Origin of the sequence: Serratia rhizosphaerae (assembly GCF_009817885.1) — a bacterium.
GTDB classification, from domain to species: domain Bacteria; phylum Pseudomonadota; class Gammaproteobacteria; order Enterobacterales; family Enterobacteriaceae; genus Serratia_B; species Serratia_B rhizosphaerae.
Genome location: NZ_CP041764.1, coordinates 2,165,800 through 2,191,605 on the forward strand (window position 1 = coordinate 2,165,800; position 25,806 = coordinate 2,191,605).

At 54.5% G+C, this 25,806-nt stretch carries 19 protein-coding genes, 1 tRNA gene and 3 rRNA genes; 17 read left to right on the forward strand and 6 right to left on the reverse strand.

All coding sequences use genetic code 11. The features are described 5' to 3' along the window. Window positions 1–140 precede the first annotated feature (140 nt). The 7 genes from kup (at window position 141) to rbsR (ending at window position 8,021) form a co-directional block, all read left to right on the forward strand. Window positions 141–2,009: a low affinity potassium transporter Kup gene (gene kup / locus FO014_RS10065; protein ID WP_105233132.1), complete on the forward strand. Its 1,869-nt coding sequence runs from the start codon at window positions 141–143 to the stop codon at window positions 2,007–2,009. A gap of 194 nt (window positions 2,010–2,203) precedes the next feature. Then, window positions 2,204–2,623, forward strand: coding sequence for a D-ribose pyranase (gene rbsD, locus FO014_RS10070; protein WP_160029366.1), 420 nt, complete (start codon window positions 2,204–2,206; stop codon window positions 2,621–2,623). Between the two features lie 7 nt (window positions 2,624–2,630). Further along, window positions 2,631–4,136 (forward strand): ribose ABC transporter ATP-binding protein RbsA, encoded by a 1,506-nt coding sequence (gene rbsA / locus FO014_RS10075; protein ID WP_160029368.1) that lies wholly within the window; start codon window positions 2,631–2,633, stop codon window positions 4,134–4,136. 6 nt (window positions 4,137–4,142) lie between these two features. Further along, window positions 4,143–5,111, forward strand: coding sequence for a ribose ABC transporter permease (gene rbsC, locus FO014_RS10080; RefSeq protein WP_105233129.1), 969 nt, complete (start codon window positions 4,143–4,145; stop codon window positions 5,109–5,111). Between the two features lie 24 nt (window positions 5,112–5,135). Further along, window positions 5,136–6,023 (forward strand): ribose ABC transporter substrate-binding protein RbsB, encoded by an 888-nt coding sequence (gene rbsB, locus FO014_RS10085; protein WP_105233128.1) that lies wholly within the window; start codon window positions 5,136–5,138, stop codon window positions 6,021–6,023. A 62-nt stretch (window positions 6,024–6,085) separates the two neighbouring features. Next, on the forward strand, window positions 6,086–7,012 hold the full coding sequence (gene rbsK, locus FO014_RS10090; protein WP_160029370.1) for a ribokinase: 927 nt from the start codon (window positions 6,086–6,088) through the stop codon (window positions 7,010–7,012). 4 nt (window positions 7,013–7,016) lie between these two features. Then, the gene (rbsR, locus tag FO014_RS10095; protein ID WP_105233126.1) at window positions 7,017–8,021 is read left to right on the forward strand and encodes a ribose operon transcriptional repressor RbsR; all 1,005 of its coding nucleotides are present in this window, start codon (window positions 7,017–7,019) and stop codon (window positions 8,019–8,021) included. Here rbsR and mdtD read toward each other — a convergent pair. Both mdtD and FO014_RS10105 read right to left on the reverse strand, forming a co-directional pair. Beyond that, a complete protein-coding gene (gene mdtD / locus FO014_RS10100) occupies window positions 8,014–9,420 on the reverse strand; it encodes a multidrug transporter subunit MdtD (protein WP_160029372.1) in 1,407 nt (468 codons plus the stop codon). The two genes, rbsR and mdtD, sit on opposite strands and share 8 nt — an antisense overlap. Window positions 9,421–9,455: 35 nt before the next feature. Then, window positions 9,456–10,157 (reverse strand): FadR/GntR family transcriptional regulator, encoded by a 702-nt coding sequence (locus FO014_RS10105; protein WP_160029374.1) that lies wholly within the window; start codon window positions 10,155–10,157, stop codon window positions 9,456–9,458. Between the two features lie 478 nt (window positions 10,158–10,635). Here FO014_RS10105 and FO014_RS10110 point away from each other — a divergent pair. The 4 genes from FO014_RS10110 (at window position 10,636) to rrf (ending at window position 15,764) form a co-directional block, all read left to right on the forward strand. Beyond that, a 16S ribosomal RNA gene (locus tag FO014_RS10110) occupies window positions 10,636–12,177 on the forward strand. 87 nt (window positions 12,178–12,264) lie between these two features. Beyond that, window positions 12,265–12,340 (forward strand) — tRNA-Glu (locus tag FO014_RS10115). Between the two features lie 221 nt (window positions 12,341–12,561). Continuing rightward, window positions 12,562–15,469: ribosomal RNA gene (locus FO014_RS10120) — 23S ribosomal RNA — on the forward strand. Window positions 15,470–15,648: 179 nt separating this feature from the next. Then, window positions 15,649–15,764, forward strand: a 5S ribosomal RNA gene (gene rrf, locus FO014_RS10125). The 16S, 23S and 5S rRNA genes sit together here with 1 tRNA gene alongside, the layout of an rRNA operon. A gap of 92 nt (window positions 15,765–15,856) precedes the next feature. Here rrf and mobB read toward each other — a convergent pair. Both mobB and mobA read right to left on the reverse strand, forming a co-directional pair. After that, entirely contained in the window at window positions 15,857–16,369 is a 513-nt protein-coding gene (gene mobB / locus FO014_RS10130; protein WP_160029376.1) for a molybdopterin-guanine dinucleotide biosynthesis protein MobB, read from the reverse strand. Beyond that, window positions 16,362–16,955, reverse strand: a complete 594-nt coding sequence (gene mobA / locus FO014_RS10135; RefSeq protein ID WP_160029378.1) for a molybdenum cofactor guanylyltransferase MobA — start codon at window positions 16,953–16,955, stop codon at window positions 16,362–16,364. Before mobA ends, mobB begins: the two co-directional genes overlap by 8 nt. A gap of 149 nt (window positions 16,956–17,104) precedes the next feature. On the opposite strand from mobA, the gene FO014_RS10140 reads away from it, so the two are divergent. From FO014_RS10140 to dsbA, 3 genes are all read left to right on the forward strand, one after another. Next, window positions 17,105–17,374, forward strand: coding sequence for a YihD family protein (locus FO014_RS10140; RefSeq protein WP_105233121.1), 270 nt, complete (start codon window positions 17,105–17,107; stop codon window positions 17,372–17,374). A gap of 84 nt (window positions 17,375–17,458) precedes the next feature. Beyond that, on the forward strand, window positions 17,459–18,445 hold the full coding sequence (locus tag FO014_RS10145) for a serine/threonine protein kinase (protein ID WP_160029380.1): 987 nt from the start codon (window positions 17,459–17,461) through the stop codon (window positions 18,443–18,445). Between the two features lie 29 nt (window positions 18,446–18,474). Next, window positions 18,475–19,098 carry a thiol:disulfide interchange protein DsbA gene (dsbA, locus tag FO014_RS10150; protein WP_160029382.1) on the forward strand — a complete coding sequence of 208 codons (624 nt, stop codon included), beginning with the start codon at window positions 18,475–18,477 and terminating at the stop codon, window positions 19,096–19,098. 31 nt (window positions 19,099–19,129) lie between these two features. On the opposite strand, the gene FO014_RS10155 is transcribed toward dsbA, so the two are convergent. Further along, the gene (locus tag FO014_RS10155) at window positions 19,130–20,038 is read right to left on the reverse strand and encodes an acyltransferase (protein ID WP_160031395.1); all 909 of its coding nucleotides are present in this window, start codon (window positions 20,036–20,038) and stop codon (window positions 19,130–19,132) included. A gap of 541 nt (window positions 20,039–20,579) precedes the next feature. Here FO014_RS10155 and polA point away from each other — a divergent pair. Beyond that, window positions 20,580–23,378, forward strand: coding sequence for a DNA polymerase I (gene polA / locus FO014_RS10160; RefSeq protein WP_160029384.1), 2,799 nt, complete (start codon window positions 20,580–20,582; stop codon window positions 23,376–23,378). Between the two features lie 192 nt (window positions 23,379–23,570). Then, a complete protein-coding gene (spfP, locus tag FO014_RS24310; RefSeq protein WP_071892919.1) occupies window positions 23,571–23,618 on the forward strand; it encodes a small protein SpfP in 48 nt (15 codons plus the stop codon). Between the two features lie 242 nt (window positions 23,619–23,860). Here spfP and yihA read toward each other — a convergent pair whose 3' ends face one another. Next, the gene (yihA, locus tag FO014_RS10165; protein WP_105233117.1) at window positions 23,861–24,511 is read right to left on the reverse strand and encodes a ribosome biogenesis GTP-binding protein YihA/YsxC; all 651 of its coding nucleotides are present in this window, start codon (window positions 24,509–24,511) and stop codon (window positions 23,861–23,863) included. 737 nt (window positions 24,512–25,248) lie between these two features. Between yihA and yihI the strand changes: the two genes are divergently transcribed. Further along, window positions 25,249–25,794 carry a Der GTPase-activating protein YihI gene (gene yihI / locus FO014_RS10170; protein ID WP_105233116.1) on the forward strand — a complete coding sequence of 182 codons (546 nt, stop codon included), beginning with the start codon at window positions 25,249–25,251 and terminating at the stop codon, window positions 25,792–25,794. Window positions 25,795–25,806: the final 12 nt, after the last annotated feature.

Here is a 25,806-nt window from a genome sequence, read left to right on the forward strand (position 1 = left end):
TCGTTTTTCTGAGACATTTTATAGAGTAGGCAACCGAAGGAATTCGTGCATACTGTGCGGTTTTTAGTGGACGTAATGGATCTTGGAGCCCGTTTTGGCGGATGCAGCGCTAACGGTTGTTCTAATCAAGAAAACGAATTATGAGCACAGAACGTAAGCAGTCCCTGGCGGCGGTAACCTTGGCGGCTATCGGCGTGGTGTATGGCGATATTGGCACCAGCCCGCTTTATACCCTGAGAGAGTGTTTTTCAGGTCATTATGGTTTTGATGTCCGGCCAGATGTGGTGTTTGGCTTCCTGTCGCTGATTTTCTGGATGCTGGTCATTATTGTCTCGCTGAAATACCTCACCTACGTGATGCGGGCGGACAACGCCGGTGAAGGCGGTATTTTGACGCTGATGTCGCTGGCCGGGCGCAATACCTCGGCGCGCGCCACGGCGGTGTTGGTGATACTCGGCCTGATTGGCGGCAGCTTCTTTTATGGTGAGGTGGTGATCACTCCGGCGATCTCGGTGATGTCGGCGATCGAAGGGTTGGAAATCGCCGCGCCGGCGCTGGATCCCTATATTGTACCGCTGGCAATCCTGGTGCTGACGCTGCTGTTTATTATTCAGAAGCACGGCACCGGCAGCGTGGGCAAACTGTTTGCCCCGGTGATGCTGATCTGGTTCCTGACGCTGGCGCTGCTTGGTGTGCGCAGCATTATCGATAATCCGGAGGTGCTGCAGGCGCTGAACCCGAAATGGGCGCTGAACTTCTTCTTCGAATATAAGAAAGTGTCGTTCTTTGCCCTGGGGGCGGTGGTGCTGTCGATCACCGGCGTTGAGGCGCTGTACGCCGATATGGGCCACTTCGGGAAATTCCCGATTCGTCTGGCCTGGTTCACCGTGGTGTTGCCGTCGCTGGTGCTTAACTATTTCGGCCAGGGTGCGCTGCTTTTGAAGAACCCGGAAGCGATCAAAAACCCGTTCTTTCTGTTGGCGCCGGACTGGGCGCTGATTCCTCTGCTGATTTTGGCCACGTTGGCGACGGTGATCGCCTCGCAGGCGGTGATCTCCGGCGTCTTCTCCTTAACCCGTCAGGCGGTGCGTCTGGGCTACCTGCCGCCGATGCGCATTATCCATACTTCGGAAATGGAGTCCGGCCAAATCTATATCCCGGTGATTAACTGGCTGCTGTATATCTCGGTGGTGCTGGTGATCGTCAGCTTTGAACATTCGAGCAATCTGGCTGCGGCCTACGGCATTGCGGTAACCGGCACCATGGTGCTGACCAGCATTCTGGTGACCTCGGTGGCGATTAAAAACTGGCACCTGAATCGCTTCCTGGCGGTGGGCATATTGATAGCTCTGTTGCTGATTGATGTGCCGATGTTCTCCGCCAACGCGCTGAAGCTGTTCTCCGGCGGCTGGTTGCCGCTGACCATCGGCCTGATGATGTTTATCGTCATGACCACCTGGAAGAGCGAACGTTTTCGCCTGCTGCGCCGCATGCATGAACACGGCAACTCCCTGGAGGCGCTGATCGCCTCGCTGGAGAAGTCGCCGCCGGTGCGGGTACCGGGCACCGCGGTGTTTATGTCGCGCGCCACCAACGTGATCCCGTTTGCGCTGCTGCACAACCTCAAACACAACAAGGTGCTGCATGAGCGCGTGGTGCTGCTGACGCTGCGTACCGAAGATGCGCCGTACGTCCATAATGTCCGGCGGGTCACCATTGAGCAGCTGTCGCCGACCTTCTGGCGCGTGGTCGCCAGCTACGGCTGGCGAGAAACGCCGAACGTCGAGGAGGTGTTCCACCGCTGCGGCCTGGAGGGTTTGCCGTGCCGTATGATGGAAACCTCGTTCTTTATGTCGCATGAATCGCTGCTGTTGAGCAAACGGCCGTGGTATCTGTTCTTGCGCGGTAAGCTGTTTATTGCGCTCAGCCGTAATGCGCTGCGGGCGCCGGATCAGTTTGAAATTCCGCCGAACCGGGTTATCGAGCTGGGAACGCAGGTCGAAATATAAGGTTCCGTTATCTCTCCTCTCGGGGGCGTCGCATGCGGCGCCCCTTCTTTTTTACCGGTGTTGCCGCGCTGATATCGAAACGTTTCGATAACGATCACATTTCCACGCTATGGCGGTTGCCTTCCTTTGTTGTTTTTTTACACTCCACGACAAGCGAAACGTTTCGCTGGTAAAAAATAAGTGGAGCGAAAGAAATGAAAAAAGGCGTGCTGCTTAATGCCGACATCTCCGCGGCGGTTTCCCGTCTCGGCCATACCGACCAGCTCACCCTGTGTGACGCCGGTTTGCCGATCCCGGCCGGCGTTGAACGCATCGATATGGCGCTGATGGCCGGCGTGCCGACTTTTTTACAGCTGTTTACTGCGGTCACGCAGGAAATGCAGGTGGAAAGCGCCATGTTGGCCGAAGAGCTCGTCACGCAAAACCCCTCGCTCCATAGCGCTCTGTTGGCGCAACTGACGCAGTTGGGGCTGCAGCAGGGAAATACCATCAGCGTGCGCTATATCAGCCACGGCGATTTCAAAGCGCAAACCGGGCACAGCCGGGCGGTGATTCGCAGCGGGGAATGTTCGCCCTATGCGAACATTATCCTGTGCGCCGGCGTAACTTTCTGAGGCATTTATGCAACCTTTATTGCAACTGACCGGGATAGATAAGGCGTTTCCCGGTGTGAAGGCGCTTTCCGGGGCAGCGCTTAGCGTGTACCCCGGCAGGGTGATGGCGTTGGTGGGGGAAAACGGTGCCGGCAAGTCCACCATGATGAAAGTGCTGACCGGTATCTACAGCAAAGATGCCGGCAGTATACGTTTCCTCGGTAAAGAGGTGGCGTTTCACGGGCCGAAAGCGTCACAGGATGCGGGGATCGGCATTATTCATCAGGAGCTGAACCTGATCCCGCAGTTGACCATTGCGGAGAACATCTTTCTCGGCCGCGAATTCGTTAACCGCTTTGGCCGTATCGACTGGAAACGCATGTACGCCGAGGCTGACAAGTTGCTTCAGCGTCTTAATCTGCGTTACAGCAGCCACCGTCTGGTGGGGGAACTGTCGATTGGCGATCAGCAGATGGTGGAAATCGCCAAGGTGCTGAGCTTTGAGTCGCAGGTGATCATTATGGATGAGCCTACCGACGCGCTGACCGATACCGAGACTGCCTCCTTATTTAAGGTGATCAATGAACTGAAAGCGGCAGGCTGCGGCATTGTGTATATCTCGCACCGGATGAAAGAGATTTTCGAGGTCTGTGATGACGTTACCATCTTCCGCGACGGCCAGTTTATCGCCGAGCGGCCGGTGAATGAGCTGCAGGAAGAGCGGCTGATTGAAATGATGGTTGGTCGTAAACTGGAAGATCAATACCCGAGGCTGAACCTGCCGCGCGGCAACAAACGGCTGGAAGTCAGCCAGTTGTCTGGCCCCGGCGTGCATGATGTCAGTTTCACCCTGTATCGCGGCGAAATTCTTGGCGTTGCCGGGCTGATGGGCGCCGGCCGTACCGAATTAATGAAAATCCTCTACGGCGCGGCGACGCGCAAGAGCGGCAGCGTGCGGCTGGACGGCCGCGAAGTACTGTGCCGTTCGCCGCAGGACGGGCTGGCAAACGGCATTGTTTATATTTCCGAAGACCGCAAGCGCGACGGTCTGGTGCTAGGCATGTCGGTCAAAGAAAACATGTCATTGACCGCGCTGCGCTATTTCAGCCGCACCGTTGGCAGCCTGAAACAGGCTGAGGAACGGCAGGCGGTAGGGGATTTTATTCGCCTGTTTAACATCAAAACCCCGTCAATGGAGCAGCCGATTGGCCTGCTTTCCGGCGGCAATCAGCAGAAGGTGGCGATTGCCCGCGGGCTGATGACGCGGCCTAAGGTACTGATCCTTGATGAACCGACGCGCGGCGTCGACGTCGGGGCGAAAAAAGAGATTTACCAGCTTATCAACCAGTTCAAGCAAGAAGGGCTCAGCATCATTCTGGTGTCTTCGGAGATGCCGGAAGTGTTAGGAATGAGCGATCGCGTACTGGTGATGCACGAAGGCCACATCAGCGGTGAGTTCTCGATTGAGCAGGCCACTCAGGAAGCGTTGATGGCCGCGGCCGTCGGCAAGCAATACGGCGCAAAGCAGGAGTAATTAACTATGAGTTCTCAGACTATCGCAACCAAGCGCTGGTTCAGTAAAGAATGGCTGTTGGAACAGAAGTCGCTGATTGCGCTGCTGGTGCTGATCGCCGTGGTGTCGTCCATGAGCCCGAACTTTTTCACGCTCAATAACCTGTTTAACATTCTGCAGCAGACCTCGGTCAACGCCATCATGGCGGTAGGGATGACGCTGGTGATCCTGACTTCCGGTATCGATCTGTCGGTGGGATCGCTGCTGGCGCTAACCGGCGCGGTGGCGGCCTCGATCGTTGGCCTGGAAGTCAACGCTCTGGTGGCGGTTGCTGCGGCGCTGGCGCTGGGGGCCGCGGTCGGCGCCTGTACTGGCGTTATCGTCGCCAAAGGTAAGGTGCAGGCGTTTATCGCCACTTTGGTGATGATGCTGCTGCTACGCGGCGTCACCATGGTTTACACCAACGGCAGCCCGGTGAATACCGGCTTTACCGATGTGGCCGACGCGTTTGGCTGGTTCGGCATCGGCCGTCCGCTGGGCGTGCCTACGCCGATCTGGATTATGGCGATGGTGTTTATTGCCGTCTGGTACATACTGCAACATACCCGTCTGGGCCGCTACATCTACGCGCTGGGAGGCAATGAAGCGGCGACGCGCCTGTCCGGTATCAGCGTAGATCGGGTCAAAATCATCGTGTATTCACTGTGCGGCCTGCTGGCGGCGCTGGCCGGGGTGATTGAAGTCGCACGCCTGTCTTCGGCGCAGCCTACCGCCGGCACCGGTTATGAACTGGACGCCATTGCCGCCGTAGTACTGGGCGGCACCAGCCTGGCCGGTGGCAAGGGGCGTATCGTCGGCACTCTGATCGGCGCGCTGATCCTCGGCTTCCTGAATAACGGACTGAATCTGCTGGGTGTTTCTTCCTACTACCAAATGATCGTCAAGGCGGTGGTGATACTGCTGGCGGTACTGGTAGACAATAAAAGCAACAAGTAACCTCCCCCTACAGGAATAATGACCATGAAAATGAAAAAAGTAACGATGCTGGTTTCCGCGGTGGCGCTCAGCGCTACCCTGAGCGCCAATGCGTTGGCGAAAGACACCATCGCGCTGGTGGTCTCTACGCTGAATAACCCGTTCTTCGTGTCGATGAAGGATGGCGCGCAGCAGGAAGCCAACAAGCTGGGTTATAAGTTGGTGGTGCTGGATTCGCAGAATAACCCGGCGAAAGAGTTGGCCAACGTACAGGATCTGATGGTACAGAATCCAAAAATGCTGTTGATCAACCCGACGGATTCCGATGCGGTCGGTAATGCGATTAAAATGGCCAACCAGGCGAAAATTCCGGTCATTACGCTGGATCGCGTGGCGTCCAAAGGCGAGGTGGTCAGCCATATCGCGTCCGATAACCGCGTCGGCGGTAAAATGGCCGGCGACTTTATTGCCGACAAAGTCGGCGCGGACGCCAAAGTGATCCAGCTGGAGGGCATTGCCGGCACCTCTGCCGCCCGTGAGCGCGGCGAAGGCTTCAAACAGTCGCAGGCGCAGCACAAGTTTAAGCTGTTGGGCAGCCAACCGGCGGATTTTGACCGCACCAAGGGGCTGAACGTGATGCAGAACCTGCTTACGGCGCACCCGGACGTGCAGGCGGTGTTCGCCCAGAACGATGAAATGGCGCTGGGCGCACTGCGCGCGCTGCAAACCGCCGGGAAAAGCGACGTGATCGTCGTCGGCTTTGACGGCACCGCCGACGGCGTTAAAGCGGTTGAGAGCGGCAAGCTGGCGGCAACGGTAGCGCAGCGTCCCGATCAAATCGGCGTTATCGGCGTAGAAACCGCCGATAAAGTGCTGAAAGGCGAAAAAGTGGCGGCAACCATTCCGGTTGATTTGAAACTGGTCACCCAATAAGAGTCATACCCGCGCCATCGGAACAGACGTGCCGATGGCGCGCAGTTAAAGGAATCCATGCGATGGAAACAGGAAAACTGGTGGTGCTGGGCAGCATCAATGCCGACCATATCCTTAATATTGAGCAATTTCCCCGTCCGGGCGAAACGGTGATCGGGAAACAGTATAAGGTGGCGTTCGGCGGCAAAGGGGCCAACCAGGCGGTGGCCGCTGGCCGCAGCGGCGCCGATATTGCGTTTATTGCCTGTGTGGGCGCCGACGACGTTGGCGAACGGGTTCGCCGGCAACTGGCGACCGATCGCGTTGATACGCAATCCATCGAAGCCGTTGAAAACTGCACCACCGGCGTGGCGCTTATCTTCGTCAATGGCGAAGGTGAAAACGTGATCGGCATTGATGCCGGAGCCAATGCGGCATTGACGCCGAATTATCTGGCGCGCTATCAGCAGCGGGTGATCGATGCCGACGCCGTGCTGATGCAGCTTGAATCACCGCTCGATACGGTGATCGCCGCTGCGCGTCTGGCCAAACAGCATCAGACGCGGGTGATCCTCAACCCGGCACCGGCGCGTGAATTGCCGGATGAGCTGCTGGCGATGCTGGATATGATCACGCCCAATGAAACCGAAGCCGAGCGCCTGACCGGTATTGCGGTGGGCAATGAACAGGATGCCGCGCGTGCGGCACAGGCGCTGCATCAAAAAGGCATTGATACGGTGCTGATTACACTCGGCAGCCGCGGCGTGTGGTTGAGCGAACGCGGCGAGGGCAAATTGGTACCGGCCTTTAAGGTTGAGGCGGTTGATACCATTGCCGCTGGCGATACTTTTAACGGCGCGTTGCTGACGGCGCTGCTGGAAGGCAAAACGATGCAGGAGGCCGTACGTTTCGGCCATGCCGCCGCGGCGATCGCCGTCACGCGTCCGGGGGCTCAGCCTTCCGTGCCCTGGCGTGAAGAGATAGACGCCTTTTTGCAACGGCAGGAGTAAGTTTTTGGCCACCATGAAAGATGTCGCCCGTCTGGCGGGCGTATCAACCTCTACCGTATCGCACGTCATCAATAACAACCGTTTTGTCAGCGACGCGGTGCGAGACAAAGTGATGGCGGCGGTTGAGCAGTTGAACTACGCGCCGTCGGCGCTGGCGCGCAGCCTGAAGCTCAAACAGACGCATACCATCGGTATGCTGGTGACCGCCAGCAATAACCCGTTTTACGCCGAAGTGGTGCGCGGCGTGGAACGCAGCTGTTACGAACGTGGCTATAGCCTGATTCTGTGTAACACCGAGGAAGATGCGGCGCGGATGAACCGCAGCATGGAAACGCTGTTGCAAAAACGTGTCGACGGCCTGTTGGTCATGTGCACCGAAAACCATCGGCCGTCGCCGGCGAACCTGAGCCGTTATCCGTCACTGCCCATTGTGATGATGGACTGGGCGCCTTTTGAAGGGGCGAATGACATTATTCAGGACAACTCGCTGCTCGGTGGTGAAATGGCTACGCAACATTTGATCGCCCGCGGCTACCGGCAGATTGCCTGCATTGCCGGGCCGCAGGATAAAACCACCGCGCGCAACCGTCTGGAAGGTTACCGCCGCGCGATGCGGCAGGCGGGGTTGCCGATCCCAGCGGGCTATGAAGTGCATTGTGACTTTGAGTTTGAAGGCGGCGTTCGCGCCATGCAGCAACTGCTCGCCTTGCCGGCACCGCCGCATGCGGTGTTTGCCGGTAATGACGCGGTGGCGGTCGGCGTGTATCAGGCGCTGTTCCAGGCCGGACTGCGTGTGCCGCAGGATATGGCGGTGATGGGGTATGACGATATAGAACTGGCGAAATATCTGGCGCCGCCGTTAAGCACCATTCATCAGCCGAAAGACTCTCTGGGAGAGCTGGCGATCGATGCGTTGATCAATCGCCTGCAGAACCCACAGCGCGCGGCACAGGTGATGGTGTTGACCCCGGAGCTGGTGGAGCGCGCCTCGGTCGGCCAACTCAACTGACTTTGGCGCGTTTCTCCTTGCCGGTGATCAAATTGCGGCCGTCTTTTTTGCGCAGCAGCATAAAGACCAGCGCGGAGACGGCGCTGACGATACCCATGGTAATAAAGGTATAGTGGAAGTGGTCGATAATGGTGCCCAGCGACAGTGAATCATAAAAGCGCAAAACCGCCGCGCTGACGGCCACGCCGAAACTGATGGAAAGCTGCTGGGTTACCGCCAGCACGCTGTTGCCTGAGCTGGCGTTGGCGTCGCTAAGATCGCCCAGGCTGATGGTATTCATCGCCGTAAACTGGGTCGACATCGCCATCCCCAGTAAAAATAGCGGAATAATCAGCAGCCACAGCGGCATCCCCGGACTTTGCAGCGCAAACTGCGCAATCAACACGCCGATAATCACCGTAACGCCAACCAGCGTACTGCGGTAACCGAACCAGCGCAGCACCTGAGAAACGGTCGATTTAGCCAGCAGCGAGCCAATGGCGGTCGGCGCCATCATACAGCCGGCAATAATCGCCGAGTAACCGAAGCCAACCTGCAGCATCAGCGGCATCAAAAAGGGAATACAGCCGGTGCCAAGGCGTGAGGCTACGTTGCCGGCAATGCCGACAGAGAAGGTGCGCGTCTTGAATAAGTCCAGGCCAATCAACGGTTGCGCATGGCGGCGGGCATGGGCGATATAGCCTGCCAGCATCACAAACCCGCCCAAAAATACGCCCAGCGAGATATAGCTGGCCAGCACGCGTTCGCCGAACAGCTCCAGGCCGGTCGATATCATCACCAGACTTAATCCGAACAGCATAAAGCCGAGAAAATCAAACGGCCGTTTTGGCGTGGTGAAGTCCGGCATATATTTGCGCGCGTACAGAATGCCGAGCAGGCCGATAGGGATATTAATCAGGAAAATCCAGTGCCAGGTGGCGTAGGTCACCAGCCAACCGCCGAGCATCGGGCCGAGGATCGGCCCCACCAGACCGGGCATGGTGACAAAGTTGAGTACCGGCAGCAGTTGGCTGCGCGGGTAGGCGCGCAGTAGCGCCAGTCGCGCCACCGGCATCATCATCGCTCCGCCGATGCCCTGAATAACGCGGGATATGACCAGGAAACTGAGGTTGGGGGAGAGCGCGCACAGCAGTGACCCCAACGTAAACAGCGAAACGGCAAAGATAAACACCCGCCGCGTGCCGAAGCGGTCGGCCAGCCAGCCGCTCACCGGAATAAGCATGGCGACGGTCAGGGTATAGCTGATGACCGCCGACTGCATGGCCAGCGGCGAACGTTCCAGGCTATGGGCGATCGCCGGTAACGCGGTGTTGAGAATGGTGGCGTCCAGCGCCTGCATAAAGAACGCCATAGCGGCTATCCAGGGCAACCCTGCCATACTGCGCGCGTTTTTCGTCATTATTTTCCTGTTTAATCCTGGGTGAATCCTTTCTTCTATATAGAAGAGGGATTTTTTTTGCTTAACAGTATCTGGCATGCCTTAAAGGAGGCCTGAGCGTCTTTGGCCAATATGGCGTCGACAATATCCTGGTGCTGCTGCAGCTTGATCACTTCATTATTGGTTATCGCCCTGAAATAGCTCTGGTATACGGAACTGAACAGATTAGAGAACGAGATCAGGAAAGGGTTGCCGCTGGAGGCATAAATTAACTGGTGGTATTGCGTGTCCACCTGTATCCAGCGTTCGCGGTCAAAATCATCGTGCAGGGCGCGCATTTCCGCCATCAGCGCCGTCAGCAGTGCTCTTTGTTCACCGTCTGCCTGTATGGCGGCCAGTGAACAGGCCTGCGGCTCCAGCGACGTACGCAGAATAAGGAAGTGCTGCATGACCTGATCGAAGTTTTCCCGCGTCATCCACCAGGTCAGCAGCTCCTGGTCGAGGAAGTTCCAATGGTTTTGCGGCATCACCCGCGTCCCGATGCGCGGTCGCGGCAGCAGCATGCCTTTGGCCGCCAATATTTTTACCGCTTCCCGTACGGCGGTGCGGCTGACGCCAAATGTTTCTCCCAGTTCCATTTCACCGGGCAGAATACTGCCCGCTTTAAATTCGCCGGCCAGAATCTGTTGGCCGAGTTTTTCTGCCAGTAAATAAGAAAGATTGCGTTGTGCGGCCTGTTGTTGAGCATCTAATTGCATGGCTGCGGGTCCTTGGCTTACGTCGTTACTCTTATTTTACTCTACTGAGCGCGGGGTTTTATGGCTGTTTGTCGGAAAAAGTGATGTAAAAATGCGCTTTTTAGCCCCTTTTGCTGAAAAATAACGCAGTTGAAAAGTTTTTTGAAATTAGGGGTTGCGGCGTTCTGAGAACTCCCTATAATGCGCCTCCACTGACCGGGAACAACGACTGACAAGCCGCCGGGTCAGCGAGAAGAAAGCGAAATAAACGCTTGACTCTCCGGGCGAAAAGCGTAGTATACGCAGCCCGCGCCGATGAGAATTATCTCCGGCGATGCTCTTTAACAATTTATCAGACAATCTGTGTGGGCACTCACAAGACGATATCCAGCATCTTCGGATGCAAAAAAAATATCAAGTCTTGAAGAGTGACTAACTGAAGTAAAATTCATGCAGTAAATCTTTGAGCAACAGCTATTAACTTAGCGAATCAAGCTTTTAATTGAAGAGTTTGATCATGGCTCAGATTGAACGCTGGCGGCAGGCCTAACACATGCAAGTCGAGCGGCAGCGGGAAGTAGCTTGCTACTTTGCCGGCGAGCGGCGGACGGGTGAGTAATGTCTGGGAAACTGCCCGATGGAGGGGGATAACCACTGGAAACGGTGGCTAATACCGCATAACGTCTTCGGACCAAAGTGGGGGACCTTCGGGCCTCACACCATCGGATGTGCCCAGATGGGATTAGCTAGTAGGTGGGGTAATGGCTCACCTAGGCGACGATCCCTAGCTGGTCTGAGAGGATGACCAGCCACACTGGAACTGAGACACGGTCCAGACTCCTACGGGAGGCAGCAGTGGGGAATATTGCACAATGGGCGCAAGCCTGATGCAGCCATGCCGCGTGTGTGAAGAAGGCCTTCGGGTTGTAAAGCACTTTCAGCGAGGAGGAAGGGTGGTGTCTTAATACGGCACTACATTGACGTTACTCGCAGAAGAAGCACCGGCTAACTCCGTGCCAGCAGCCGCGGTAATACGGAGGGTGCAAGCGTTAATCGGAATTACTGGGCGTAAAGCGCACGCAGGCGGTTTGTTAAGTCAGATGTGAAATCCCCGAGCTTAACTTGGGAACTGCATTTGAAACTGGCAGACTAGAGTCTCGTAGAGGGGGGTAGAATTCCAGGTGTAGCGGTGAAATGCGTAGAGATCTGGAGGAATACCGGTGGCGAAGGCGGCCCCCTGGACGAAGACTGACGCTCAGGTGCGAAAGCGTGGGGAGCAAACAGGATTAGATACCCTGGTAGTCCACGCCGTAAACGATGTCGATTTGGAGGCTGTGCCCTTGAGGCGTGGCTTCCGGAGCTAACGCGTTAAATCGACCGCCTGGGGAGTACGGCCGCAAGGTTAAAACTCAAATGAATTGACGGGGGCCCGCACAAGCGGTGGAGCATGTGGTTTAATTCGATGCAACGCGAAGAACCTTACCTACTCTTGACATCCAGAGAACTTAGCAGAGATGCTTTGGTGCCTTCGGGAACTCTGAGACAGGTGCTGCATGGCTGTCGTCAGCTCGTGTTGTGAAATGTTGGGTTAAGTCCCGCAACGAGCGCAACCCTTATCCTTTGTTGCCAGCGGTTCGGCCGGGAACTCAAAGGAGACTGCCAGTGATAAACTGGAGGAAGGTGGGGATGACGTCAAGTCATCATGGCCCTTACGAGTAGGGCTACACACGTGCTACAATGGCGTATACAAAGAGAAGCGAACCTGCGAAGGCAAGCGGACCTCATAAAGTACGTCGTAGTCCGGATTGGAGTCTGCAACTCGACTCCATGAAGTCGGAATCGCTAGTAATCGTAGATCAGAATGCTACGGTGAATACGTTCCCGGGCCTTGTACACACCGCCCGTCACACCATGGGAGTGGGTTGCAAAAGAAGTAGGTAGCTTAACCTTCGGGAGGGCGCTTACCACTTTGTGATTCATGACTGGGGTGAAGTCGTAACAAGGTAACCGTAGGGGAACCTGCGGTTGGATCACCTCCTTACCTAAAGATATCCTGACTGTGCAGTGTCCACACAGATTGTCTGATGAAAAGAACGAGCAAAGCGTCTGCGAAGCCGACATATACCGTGTCCCCTTCGTCTAGAGGCCTAGGACACCGCCCTTTCACGGCGGTAACAGGGGTTCGAATCCCCTAGGGGACGCCATTTGCTGATATCGGGTGAAAGACGGTATCAAACGATATCTCAAAACTGACTTGCGAGTCATGTTTGAGATATTTGCTCTTTAACAATCTGGAACAAGCTGAAAATTGAAACATGGCAGCTGAAACTTGTCCCCCGTAGAAGTTCGGGATGAGGAGTAACCTGTCATAGAGTCTCTCAAATGTAGCAATGCGACGATGTCGAAAGACACCTTCGGGTTGTGAGGTTAAGTGACTAAGCGTACACGGTGGATGCCTAGGCAGTCAGAGGCGATGAAGGGCGTGCTAATCTGCGAAAAGCGTCGGTAAGGTGATATGAACCGTTATAACCGACGATACCCGAATGGGGAAACCCAGTGTGTTTCGACACACTATCGTTAAGTGAATACATAGCTTAACGAGGCGAACCGGGGGAACTGAAACATCTAAGTATCCCGAGGAAAAGAAATCAACCGAGATTCCCCCAGTAGCGGCGAGCGAACGGGGAAGAGCCCAGAACCTGAATCGGCTTGTGTGTCAGTGGAAGCGTCTGGAAAGTCGCACAGTAAAGGGTGATAGTCCCGTACACGAAGATGCACAGGTCGTGAGTTCGATGAGTAGGGCGGGACACGTGTTATCCTGTCTGAATATGGGGGGACCATCCTCCAAGGCTAAATACTCCTGACTGACCGATAGTGAACCAGTACCGTGAGGGAAAGGCGAAAAGAACCCCGGCGAGGGGAGTGAAATAGAACCTGAAACCGTGTACGTACAAGCAGTGGGAGCACCTTCGTGGTGTGACTGCGTACCTTTTGTATAATGGGTCAGCGACTTATATTTTGTAGCAAGGTTAACCGAATAGGGGAGCCGTAGGGAAACCGAGTCTTAACTGGGCGTCTAGTTGCAAGGTATAGACCCGAAACCCGGTGATCTAGCCATGGGCAGGTTGAAGGTTGGGTAACACTAACTGGAGGACCGAACCGACTAATGTTGAAAAATTAGCGGATGACTTGTGGCTGGGGGTGAAAGGCCAATCAAACCGGGAGATAGCTGGTTCTCCCCGAAAGCTATTTAGGTAGCGCCTCGTGAACTCATCTTCGGGGGTAGAGCACTGTTTCGGCTAGGGGGCCATCCCGGCTTACCAAACCGATGCAAACTCCGAATACCGAAGAATGTTATCACGGGAGACACACGGCGGGTGCTAACGTCCGTCGTGAAGAGGGAAACAACCCAGACCGCCAGCTAAGGTCCCAAAGTCATGGTTAAGTGGGAAACGATGTGGGAAGGCACAGACAGCCAGGATGTTGGCTTAGAAGCAGCCATCATTTAAAGAAAGCGTAATAGCTCACTGGTCGAGTCGGCCTGCGCGGAAGATGTAACGGGGCTAAACCATGCACCGAAGCTGCGGCAGCGACGCTTATGCGTTGTTGGGTAGGGGAGCGTTCTGTAAGCCGTTGAAGGTGTGCTGCGAGGCATGCTGGAGGTATCAGAAGTGCGAATGCTGACATAAGTAACGATAATGCGGGTGAAAAACCCGCACGCCGGAAGACCAAGGGTTCCTGTCCAACGTTAATCGGGGCAGGGTGAGTCGACCCCTAAGGCGAGGCTGAAAAGCGTAGTCGATGGGAAACAGGTTAATATTCCTGTACTTGGTGTTACTGCGAAGGGGGGACGGAGAAGGCTAGGCTAGCCGAGCGACGGTTGTCTCGGTTTAAGCGTGTAGGGGGAGTGACCTGGTAAATCCGGTTGCTTGCTAACCCTGAGGCGTGATGACGATGCACTACGGTGCAGAAGTAGTTGATGCCAAGCTTCCAGGAAAAGCCTCTAAGCTCCAGGTAACACGAAATCGTACCCCAAACCGACACAGGTGGTCAGGTAGAGAATACCAAGGCGCTTGAGAGAACTCGGGTGAAGGAACTAGGCAAAATGGTGCCGTAACTTCGGGAGAAGGCACGCTGGCGCGTAGGTGAAGTCCCTTGCGGATGGAGCTGAAGCCAGTCGCAGATACCAGCTGGCTGCAACTGTTTAATAAAAACACAGCACTGTGCAAACACGAAAGTGGACGTATACGGTGTGACGCCTGCCCGGTGCCGGAAGGTTAATTGATGGGGTTATGGGTAACCAGAAGCTCTTGATCGAAGCCCCGGTAAACGGCGGCCGTAACTATAACGGTCCTAAGGTAGCGAAATTCCTTGTCGGGTAAGTTCCGACCTGCACGAATGGCGTAATGATGGCCAGGCTGTCTCCACCCGAGACTCAGTGAAATTGAACTCGCTGTGAAGATGCAGTGTACCCGCGGCAAGACGGAAAGACCCCGTGAACCTTTACTATAGCTTGACACTGAACATTGAGCCTTGATGTGTAGGATAGGTGGGAGGCTTTGAAGTGTGGACGCCAGTCTGCATGGAGCCAACCTTGAAATACCACCCTTTAATGTTTGATGTTCTAACTCGGCCCCCTAATCGGGGGTGAGGACAGTGTCTGGTGGGTAGTTTGACTGGGGCGGTCTCCTCCCAAAGAGTAACGGAGGAGCACGAAGGTTAGCTAATCACGGTCGGACATCGTGAGGTTAGTGCAAAGGCATAAGCTAGCTTGACTGCGAGAGTGACGGCTCGAGCAGGTGCGAAAGCAGGTCTTAGTGATCCGGTGGTTCTGAATGGAAGGGCCATCGCTCAACGGATAAAAGGTACTCCGGGGATAACAGGCTGATACCGCCCAAGAGTTCATATCGACGGCGGTGTTTGGCACCTCGATGTCGGCTCATCACATCCTGGGGCTGAAGTAGGTCCCAAGGGTATGGCTGTTCGCCATTTAAAGTGGTACGCGAGCTGGGTTTAGAACGTCGTGAGACAGTTCGGTCCCTATCTGCCGTGGGCGTTGGAAGATTGAGAGGGGTTGCTCCTAGTACGAGAGGACCGGAGTGAACGCACCACTGGTGTTCGGGTTGTCATGCCAATGGCATTGCCCGGTAGCTAAGTGCGGAAAAGATAAGCGCTGAAAGCATCTAAGCGCGAAACTTGCCTCAAGATGAGTCTTCCCTGGGCCTTTAAGGTCCCTGAAGGAACGTTTAAGACTAAGACGTTGATAGGCTGGGTGTGTAAGTGCAGCGATGCATTGAGCTAACCAGTACTAATGAACCGTGAGGCTTAACCTTACAACACCGAAGGTGTTTTAGAGACGGATGACAAAATCGTCGGGAACGATTTTGAACAACGCGGAGCGTTGGCCCCGAAGGGGTGAGTATCAGGATGATACGAATAATTTTCAGCGAAGTTCCGAGATTGGATTGACTGGCAGCGTGAATGCGCTGCGGGTTGATTGAAACAGAATTTGCCTGGCGGCAATAGCGCGGTGGTCCCACCTGACCCCATGCCGAACTCAGAAGTGAAACGCCGTAGCGCCGATGGTAGTGTGGGGTCTCCCCATGCGAGAGTAGGACACTGCCAGGCATAAAACAAAGTAGAAAGCCTCATGCGAAAGCATGAGGCTTTTTGCGTTTGGTCAGAAAAAATAAAAAAGCAGGCAATCATTGCCTGCAGGTTTATTTATTCAGCCAGCTAACAATAAAATCGGCAATTCTCGCCGGATCGTTGATATCAAGTTGGGTGCCGGCAAAATCAAGCGTACGATCGCCGGCCACTGCAATCACATGGTTATCCAGCATATATTCGAACGGTCGACCTATTTCTTCACGGTAGAGGATGATTTTACTTATTGGCTCATGTTTAAAGCCTTCAACCAAAATGAGATCGACATTATTGTGATCGAAGCGGCTTGCCAGATAGTGAAGGTCTAGCGGTTGCTGTTCCGGGGTTTCCGTCATCAGCGCCCAGCGGCGATCGCTGGCGACCAGGGTTTGATCGGCCCCCGCCTTACGGAGTTCATAACTATCCTTTCCTGGCGTATCGATATCCATATCATGATGGGTATGCTTTATCAGCCCGACCCTGATGCGTTTTTCTCGCAGCAGCGGGATTAGCTGCTTGAGTAGCGTGGTCTTGCCGGTGCCGCTATAAGCGGCAATCGCCAGCAGCGGCGTGGTGAACTTAGTCATTGCTGAGCCCCTTCTCCTGCTGCCAGCGCCGGCAGTCATCGGGAGTATTCAGGTTCTGAAAGGCATGAGATCGATCGTTGAATACCACCTGCTTGGCGGCAACCTCTTTAAGGAACAGCATCAGCTTACGTTCTCCCCGCGCTAAATACTCGGCCAAATGCGGCGCCAGGCTTGCATGCAGCAACGCCAGCGTTGGGTGCGCGCGCTCACCGTCGCTGGCATAGGCAGCTAATGCCTGTTGCTTGCCTTGCCATAACGTCTCAACCAGCGTGAGCGGTAAATCGGGCACGTCACAGGGGACAAAGGCCACCCAGTCGGTTTTTGCCGACCGTAAGCCGGCCAGCATGCCAGCCAGCGGCCCAGCGAAATCTGTCGTCAGATCGCCGACCACTGGCAAACCGCTCTGTTGGTAAACTTCCTGATTACGATTAGCGCTGATGATAACGGTGCCAACCTGTGGCGCCAGACGCGCGAGCGCATAGCGATAAAGCGGGAGTCCGCCAAGCGAGATTAATCCCTTATCTTCCCCTCCCATACGTGTGGCTCTGCCGCCTGCCAGGATTACTCCGGTTATATCTATGTGCATAACACCATTCCTTCTTGAAGCCTGCGCCCTGATTGTAGCGCTAAAGCTACCCGGACATCAGGATTTACCTTTATTGACAAGCTGTTCCTTTCCCTGTGCTGACAAGCCTGCTACTTTGTGGGTTTATTAACTTCATTGGACGAATGAGTATGAAAACGCATCGCGTGGATGAATTGATTGAGCTATTGCATCCGGCCTGGCAGGAACAGCCCGACCTCAATCTGATGCAGTTTCTGCAAAAGCTGGCGCAGGAAGCGGGTTTCCAGGGCAATTTGGCCGAGTTAAGCGATGATATTTTAATTTATCATCTGAAAATGCGCGGCAGCGCCGCGACGGAACAGATCCCCGGCCTGAAAAAAGACTACGAAGAAGATTTCAAAACGGCATTATTGCGCGCTCGCGGCGTGATTAAGGATTAGCTTTGCTGCGGTGCAGGGGCATCTGATGCTACTATTTTTCATTCCCGGCCCCCGTGCTGTCATCAGGCTAAAATGAATGTTGTTATGAACGATTCTGCGTTTAATTTTGATACCCTTTCTCCCGATCTGATTATGGCCGCATTAGAAGGGGTTGGTCTGCGCGTTGATTCCGGCCTGACGGCGCTCAACAGTTATGAAAACCGCGTTTATCAGTTTACCGATGAAGAACGTCGTCGCTATGTGGTGAAGTTTTATCGTCCCGAGCGCTGGAACGCCGCGCAGATAGAGGAAGAACATCAGTTCTCGCTCGACCTGGCCAATGCCGAAGTGCCTGCGGTTGCACCGTTACGGCTGCAGGGGAAAACGTTACAGAGCTTCGGTGGCTTCTATTTTACCGTTTTCCCTAGCGTCGGCGGACGGCAGTATGAGATAGATAATCTCGATCAGCTGGAATGGGTAGGCCGCTTTTTGGGGCGCATCCACCAAACCGGCCGGGAAAAGCTGTTTGCCGAGCGTCCGACTATCGGCATTGAGGAGTACCTCACCGCCCCCAGAGAGATTCTGGCGAGCTGTGATTTGGTGCCGGCGGCACAGCGAGAGGCCTTCCTTGGCGCGACGGATACGTTGATTCAGGCTATTAAGCAGAGTTGGCACCTGGACTGGCAACCGCTGCGTTTGCACGGTGATTGCCATCCGGGCAATATCCTGTGGCGCGATGGCCCGCTGTTCGTCGATCTTGACGATGCGCGTAATGGTCCTGCGGTGCAGGATCTTTGGATGCTGCTGCACGGTGAGCGTAGCGAGCAGCTGTTGCAGTTGGATGTATTGTTAGAAGCCTATGGCGAGTTTGCCGAGTTCGATCGACGTGAACTGGCGCTGATTGAGCCGTTACGTGCGATGCGCATGGTGTATTACCTGGCATGGGTGGCGCGTCGCTGGCAGGATCCTGCATTCCCAAGAAGTTTTCCGTGGATGGCGGAGTCTGATTTCTGGTTGTCTCAGACCGCGACATTTACTGAACAGGTTAAGCTGCTACAGGAACCTCCTCTGCAGCTGATGCCGATGTATTGAAGATTTAACACAATGGAGAGTTTAGTCTTATGAAAAAGATTTGGTTGGCGCTCGTTGGTATGGTTATGGCGTTTAGCGCCTCCGCCGCGCAGTTTAGCGATGGTACCCAGTATGTGACCCTGGATAAGCCGGTAACCGGTGAGCCGCAGGTACTGGAATTCTTCTCGTTCTACTGCCCGCACTGCTACCAGTTTGAAGAGGTTTACCATGTTTCAGATACGGTGAAAAAAGCACTGCCGGCGGGCACCAAAATGACCAAGTACCACGTTGAGTTCCTGGGTCCAATGGGCAAACAGCTGACTCAGGCATGGGCCGTGGCGATGGCGCTGGGCGTGGAAGACAAGATCACCCAGCCAATGTTTGAAGCGGTACAGAAAACTCAAACCGTGCAGACGCCGGACGATATTCGCAACGTGTTTGTGAAGGCGGGCGTGAAGGCAGAGGACTATGACGCGGCGCTGAACAGCTTTGTGGTGAAGTCTTTGGTCGTTCAACAGGAAAAAGCTGCGGAAGATCTGCAGCTGCGCGGTGTGCCAGCGGTATTTGTTAACGGTAAATACATGGTTAAGAACGACGGTCTGGATACCAGCTCAATGGATGCATACGTGAAGCAGTTTGCTGACGTGGTTAAATTCCTGAGCGAAAAGAAATAACCTTTCCTTAATCCGAACGTTGCAACGCCGGTCATTGACCGGCGTTTTTCGTTTGGCGTTTTAGCTTATCCAATAAGCGGTCTTTTTCCTGCCAGAGCGTATTTAGCCAGAGCTGGAATTGCCGTTTATATTGTTTATCGTTGAAGTAATCGCCATGCAGGCTTTCATCGATAGGCAAGGTTTCAATGCGCACCACGATCCGCTTCAGGCGTCCGCAGAGCATGTCCAGAAACGGACGTTCGCTGTTATCCGGATAGTGCAGCGTAACGTTGAGTACTTTGTCGAACTGGCTGCCCAGCGCGCTGAGGGTAAAGGCGATGCCGGCGGCCTTTGGCGCCAGTAAATTGCGATAGGGCGAATTGGTTTTAATTTTTTTCGCTTCGGTAAAGCGGGATCCTTCCACGAAATTGACGATGGTAGTCGGCCGCAGGCGAAATTTTTCGCAAGAGCGGCGGGTGGTTTCGATATCCTGGCCGCGCTTTTCCGGGTGCTTAAGTAAATAAGCGCGTGAATAGCGTTTCATAAACGGCATATCCAGCGCCCAGCAGGCCAGGCCGACAAAAGGCACCCAGGCGAGCTGCTGCTTAAGAAAGTATTTATTCATCGGGGCATGATTGCGAAATAGCACGCACAGCACGACGATATCTGACCAGCTTTCATGGTTGCTGATCAGCAGATACCAGTTCTTGCGGCTTAATCCTTCTAACCCTTCAATATCCCAGCTAAGCTGCGGGTTGATGCGCAGCAGCAGAGCCAGCCCCTGGCACCAGCACCACATCATAAAATCTGCAAAGGTGGAAATACCCCGCCAGATCGCCGGCACGGGAACCAATAGCTTTACAATACCGGCCAGCGTGATGGGAATAGAGCACAATACCGTCAACAGGATGGTCAATAAGGTAGAAATAATAAAAACAACAGGGGCTAACAATCTTGGCATGGTAATCGGTTGACGGTTAGTTGGATACAGCGTTGCAGGCATACGCTTTCGCGCGTGAAGGGCGCATTTTAGCAGAAATAGAGGGTGGAAAGCGCCCATAAAGCGTAACTGTTTTCTTTACTGTCGTGCGGGATTTTGTATGCGACCGCCTTCTCTGCGTTTTTTATGGCCGTAATTTGCTGCATTTTCGTGCAACTTTCTCAGTTTGTGCTAGGGTAATTGAGGCGCCGAATTTGATTAACGGCGTGCGGAACAACGCGTGTAACTTATATCCACAAATCTCAAAAAATGAAAATTATGGCGGCTAAGCGATACTTACCATAAAGAGCCATGATTTTATTGGCTTTTTTATTTTTTATTATAACAATTAACCCATTGTTATAATTCATTCTCTTTTCTATGCACAAAGTTATCCACAGGAGCGATCCTGCGGATCGCTTTGCAAAAGGCGATCATTTTTCATCGTAATGCGCGCTAAGGATCGTCTCCGACGGCCAGCTATGGCATCCTTACCGTAAGTCCATCATCAAAAAGAAACGCTATGGCCCAGATTGCTGAAAACCCTTTGATCCTGGTAGATGGTTCCTCTTACCTCTATCGTGCCTATCATGCCTTCCCGCCGCTGACCAACTCTGCCGGTGAACCGACCGGCGCCATGTACGGCGTGCTGAATATGTTGCGCAGTCTGCTGCAGCAGTACGCGCCAACCCATGTGGCGGTAGTGTTCGATGCCAAAGGCAAAACTTTCCGCGATGAATTGTTCGCGGAGTACAAGTCCCACCGCCCGCCAATGCCTGACGATCTGCGTGCGCAGATCGAGCCTTTACACCGCATGGTCAAAGCGATGGGTCTGCCGCTGCTGGTGACGCCGGGCGTTGAGGCTGATGATGTCATAGGCACGCTGGCGCTGCAGGCGGAAAAAGCCGGCCATGCCGTTTTGATCAGCACCGGCGATAAAGATATGGCGCAGCTGGTCACGCCAAACGTTACGCTGATCAACACCATGAACAACACCATTCTGGGGCCGCAGGAAGTGTGTGATAAATACGGCATTCCGCCGGAATTGATCATTGATTTCCTGGCGCTGATGGGCGATTCCTCCGATAACATCCCCGGCGTACCGGGCGTGGGTGAGAAAACGGCACAGGCGCTGCTGCAAGGGCTGGGCGGTCTGGATACGCTGTATGCCAATCTGGACAGCATTGCGACCCTGAGCTTCCGCGGCGCCAAAACCATGGCCGCCAAGCTGGAACAGAACAAAGAGGTGGCTTACCTCTCCTATCAGCTGGCGACCATCAAAACCGATGTTGAGCTGGAGGTGAGCTGCAGCGAACTGAACGTCTTGCCGCCGGATGTCGATCAGCTGCATCAGATGTTCAAGCAGTATGAGTTCAAACGTTGGCTGGCGGACGTTGAGTCCGGCACCTGGCTGCAGGGTAAAAAAGGCGGCGCCAAGGCAGCCAGCGCGGCAAAATCATCCGGCGCAGCGGCGGAGACGCCAAAAGCCGCGGCGGAAGCCAAACTGTCGCAGGATGGCTATGTCACCATCCTGGATGAAAAAACGTTTGCCGAATGGCTGGAACGGCTGAAAAAAGCCGAGCTGTTCGCCTTCGATACCGAAACCGACGGCCTGGATACGCAGAGTGCGAACCTGATTGGCCTGTCGTTCGCGATTGAGCCCGGCATTGCCGCTTATCTGCCGGTGGCACATGACTATCTGGATGCGCCGGAGCAGCTGGATCGCGCTTATGTGCTGGAAACGCTAAAACCGTTGCTGGAAGATGAGAAAGCGCTGAAAGTCGGCCAGAATCTGAAGTTCGACAAGAGCCTGCTGGCGCGGTATGACATCAATCTGCGCGGTATCGCTTATGACACCATGCTGGAATCCTACGTTCTGGACAGCGTCGGCGGCCGTCATGATATGGACAGCCTGGCCGATCGTTATCTCGGCCATAAAACCGTCACCTTTGAAGAGATTGCCGGCAAAGGCAAGAATCAGCTGACATTCAATCAGATTGCATTGGAGCAGGCGGCACCGTACGCGGCAGAAGATGCGGACGTCACTCTGCAGCTGCATTTGGCCATGTGGCCGAAACTGAAAGAGAGTGACGGCCAGCGCAAGGTGTTCAGCGAGATTGAAATGCCGTTACTGCCGGTGCTTTCCCGTATCGAGCGTACCGGCGTGCTGATCGATCAGCATATTCTGGCGACCCACTCACAGGAACTGACCAAGCGGCTGGCCGAGCTGGAAACACAGGCGCACGAGCTGGCGGAAGAGCCGTTTAACCTGGCATCGACCAAGCAGCTGCAGGCGATTTTGTATGAGAAGCAAAAACTGCCGGTGTTGAAAAAGACGCCGGGAGGCGCGCCGTCGACCAATGAGGAAGTGCTGGCCGAGCTGGCGCTGGACTACCCGCTGCCAAAAGTGATTCTGGAATATCGCGGACTGGCGAAGCTGAAGTCCACCTATACCGACAAGCTGCCGCAGATGATCAATCCGGTCAGCGGTCGGGTGCACACCTCGTACCATCAGGCGGTGACCGCTACCGGCCGGCTGTCATCAAGCGATCCGAACCTGCAGAACATCCCGGTGCGTAATGAGGAAGGGCGGCGTATTCGCCAGGCGTTTATCGCGCCGAAGGGATACCGCATTCTGGCTGCCGACTACTCACAGATTGAGCTGCGTATTATGGCGCATCTGTCGCAGGATGAGGGGCTGCTGAAAGCCTTTGCCGCCGGTGAGGACATTCACCGGGCTACGGCTGCCGAGGTCTTTGGCGTGCCGTTGGATAAGGTCACCAGTGAACAGCGCCGTAGCGCGAAGGCGATCAACTTCGGCCTGATCTACGGCATGAGCGCCTTTGGTCTGGCGCGTCAGCTGGGGATCCCGCGTAATGAAGCGCAGCGCTATATGGATCTCTATTTTGAGCGCTATCCTGGCGTGCTGGATTATATGGAGCGTACGCGTCAGCAGGCTTCCGAGCAGGGGTTCGTCAGCACGCTGGATGGCCGCCGGCTCTATCTGCCCGATGTGCGTTCCAGCAACGGTATGCGCCGTAAGGCAGCGGAGCGTGCGGCGATCAATGCGCCGATGCAGGGCACCGCGGCCGATATCATCAAACGCGCGATGATTGCCATGGATAGCTGGCTGCTGGAACAGAAGGAGCCGCAGGTGCGTATGATCATGCAGGTGCACGATGAACTGGTGTTTGAAGTACACGAATCGGTGCTGGAAGAAGCCAGCCAGCGCATTCGCGATCTGATGGAAAGTAGTATGACGCTGGCGGTGCCGCTAAAAGTGGACGTAGGCACCGGGAATAACTGGGAAGAAGCGCATTAATTACGCAACTGTCCGAACGTTGCGCTAAACGGCGAAAAACCCAGCTATTTTCGTAATTTAGCTACATGATACGGCGATTGTTTCCGCAACATCGCCGTTATTCCCCCCTTCTTGCTGTAACTAAACTACAGAAAATTCTTTTGCCTCGTGAAAAAATGATGTAAAGTTACAGGCGTAGGGTACAGAGGTAAGATGTTCTATCTTTCAGACCTTTTACTTCACGTAATCGGATTTGGCTGAATATTAGCCGCCCCAGTCAGTATTGACTGGGGCGTTTTTTATTGTAAAAACAATAAGATTTACAATTTTCTATGCCGACTTTACGTGGCGCCTCGCAACCCTCATCCGCCGCAAATCATTATTTTCCCGTCATAACTTTTTCTGATGATTTTTGGTCAGATCTGTAATTAGATAACAAAACCTTCTGACGCGATCAAAAAAGGGCCCGCTGACGGACCCTTGTTATCATGTGGCCTGCGGTGTTACTCGCCGCCGATATCATCTTCTTCCGGCAGAACTTCCGGCGGGATTTCGTTGAACCAGGTGTTCAGTTTCTGGCTCAGCTTATCGACGCCCAGTTTTTTCAGTGAAGAGAACGGCTCGACCTGGACATCGCCCATAAATGCCAGTACTGCCTCACGCACCATGTTGACCTGCGCTTTGCGCGCGCCGGAAGCCAGCTTGTCGGCTTTGGTCAGCAGCACCAGAACCGGCGTACCGACATCCACCGCCCACTGAATCATTTGCTGGTCGAGATCTTTGAGCGGATGGCGGATATCCATCAGCACGACCAGCCCTTTCAGGCTATTGCGCATTTGCAGGTATTCACCCAGCGCACGCTGCCATTTACGCTTCATCTCTTCCGGCACTTCGGCATAGCCATAACCCGGCAGATCGACCAGACGGATGCCGTCTTCTACTTCAAACAGGTTGATAAGCTGGGTGCGTCCCGGGGTTTTACTGGTGCGCGCCAGGCCCTTCTGGTTAGTCAGCGTATTCAGCGCGCTGGACTTGCCGGCGTTAGAGCGGCCGGCGAAGGCCACTTCGATCCCTGCATCCGGCGGCAGATGGCGGATGTCGGGCGCACTGGTGACGAAATGGGTCATGTGGTAGTTGTAATTTTTGCTGGTCAAAATGTTTCGTCTCCAAGTGAAGAAGGGCTTTCTGGTGGGCGATTATAACTGCATCAGCGTGAAAAAGGGGCGCTTTCTCCGATTTTCAGCCTTAGAGCGGCGATTTTCCACCGGTAAAGCGGCATCGTCGTGTAAGACATTTGCCATTCCAACAGAGGGATATATCGCTTTATTTATCGACCATAAATACATATTTTTTTTAAAAACAAAAAGTTGTTTTCTGTCGGATGCAAATGGTCCGCGTAATGCGCTGTGAGTACCTTGAGCGCGGGCGTAATCCGCGTAAAGTAGCGTCCAACGCAGGATGTGAAGGAATCAGGAACGTTCAGGATGGACGAAAAACCTCAGGGAGCGCACAGGAAGTGCGATGAGTGACAGGATGACTTCAAACGGCGTTGGCTTGTTCGCTTAGGATTAGTGAACGACACAAGGATGGTGAAGTATTAGCAGTCGGATGCTCGCGGGACGCGCGCTCAGGATGAGCGGATACGAAAGGATTGCGTACAGGGATGATTTTTCTTTCCAGGATGAAGGGCTAAATTGCAGGGAATGCGCTGATAGCAGAAGGAAAGACCGGGATGTTGAGTGTGCGCATGGAGTGCGTAGCAGGAATATCCTTTGTATGAAGGTATGAAATAGGCGACAGGTTTAACCTGTCGCCTTTTTTATTTGTCTGCTTTCTGCTAGATTCCGCCGCAATTCTATACTGAATCTACATACACCTAAGAGCATATGCCATGAACCAATCATCAAAAGCGCCCCGCGGCAAAGCGGCGACGTCAAAAGCGAAAAAGAAAAGTCGTGTTGAGCTTGATATGGAAGCTCGCGAGCGTAAGCGCCTGAAAAAACGCCGTGGCCATGCTTCCGGTTCACGCACCCAGGTTGAAAACGCCAAGCAAAAGAAATCAGGAGCCGGAGATGTGAAAGATCCGCGCATCGGCAGCAAAACGCCGGTGCCATTGCTGGTGGAAGCGCAAGCCAATGTCAAACCGCAGACGAAGCCCAAGGCCGAAGTGAAGCCGCGCCTGTCGCCGGAAGAAGAGCTGGCGAAGCTGGAAAATGATGAGCGTCTGGATGCGCTGTTGGATCGCATTGACGACGGCGACAAGCTGACCGGCGAAGAGCAGGCTTACGTCGATCAAACGCTGGATCGCATCGATGCGCTGATGGCGCAGCTGGGCATCGAGCTGGGCGACGACGACGATGACATCGATGAAGAAGAGGAAAAACAGGAAGATATCCTGAAACTGCTGAAAAGCGGCGGTCCGAAAAACGCGCGCTAACCGGTTATGTGG

Bases quoted from the DNA above. Each gene is read 5' to 3' on its own strand.
- mobB (WP_160029376.1), bottom strand. From the start codon at position 16,369: ATGACTAAGTTCACCACGCCGCTGCTGGCGATTGCCGCTTATAGCGGC.
- mdtD (WP_160029372.1), bottom strand. From the start codon at position 9,420: ATGACGAAAAACGCGCGCAGTATGGCAGGGTTGCCCTGGATAGCCGCT.
- polA (WP_160029384.1), top strand. From the start codon at position 20,580: ATGGCCCAGATTGCTGAAAACCCTTTGATCCTGGTAGATGGTTCCTCT.
- kup (WP_105233132.1), top strand. From the start codon at position 141: ATGAGCACAGAACGTAAGCAGTCCCTGGCGGCGGTAACCTTGGCGGCT.
- yihI (WP_105233116.1), top strand. From the start codon at position 25,249: ATGAACCAATCATCAAAAGCGCCCCGCGGCAAAGCGGCGACGTCAAAA.
- rbsK (WP_160029370.1), top strand. From the start codon at position 6,086: ATGGAAACAGGAAAACTGGTGGTGCTGGGCAGCATCAATGCCGACCAT.
- rbsA (WP_160029368.1), top strand. From the start codon at position 2,631: ATGCAACCTTTATTGCAACTGACCGGGATAGATAAGGCGTTTCCCGGT.
- dsbA (WP_160029382.1), top strand. From the start codon at position 18,475: ATGAAAAAGATTTGGTTGGCGCTCGTTGGTATGGTTATGGCGTTTAGC.
- rbsC (WP_105233129.1), top strand. From the start codon at position 4,143: ATGAGTTCTCAGACTATCGCAACCAAGCGCTGGTTCAGTAAAGAATGG.
- FO014_RS10105 (WP_160029374.1), bottom strand. From the start codon at position 10,157: ATGCAATTAGATGCTCAACAACAGGCCGCACAACGCAATCTTTCTTAT.
- mobA (WP_160029378.1), bottom strand. From the start codon at position 16,955: ATGCACATAGATATAACCGGAGTAATCCTGGCAGGCGGCAGAGCCACA.
- rbsD (WP_160029366.1), top strand. From the start codon at position 2,204: ATGAAAAAAGGCGTGCTGCTTAATGCCGACATCTCCGCGGCGGTTTCC.
- FO014_RS10140 (WP_105233121.1), top strand. From the start codon at position 17,105: ATGAAAACGCATCGCGTGGATGAATTGATTGAGCTATTGCATCCGGCC.
- FO014_RS10145 (WP_160029380.1), top strand. From the start codon at position 17,459: ATGAACGATTCTGCGTTTAATTTTGATACCCTTTCTCCCGATCTGATT.
- FO014_RS10155 (WP_160031395.1), bottom strand. From the start codon at position 20,038: ATGCCAAGATTGTTAGCCCCTGTTGTTTTTATTATTTCTACCTTATTG.
- rbsB (WP_105233128.1), top strand. From the start codon at position 5,136: ATGAAAATGAAAAAAGTAACGATGCTGGTTTCCGCGGTGGCGCTCAGC.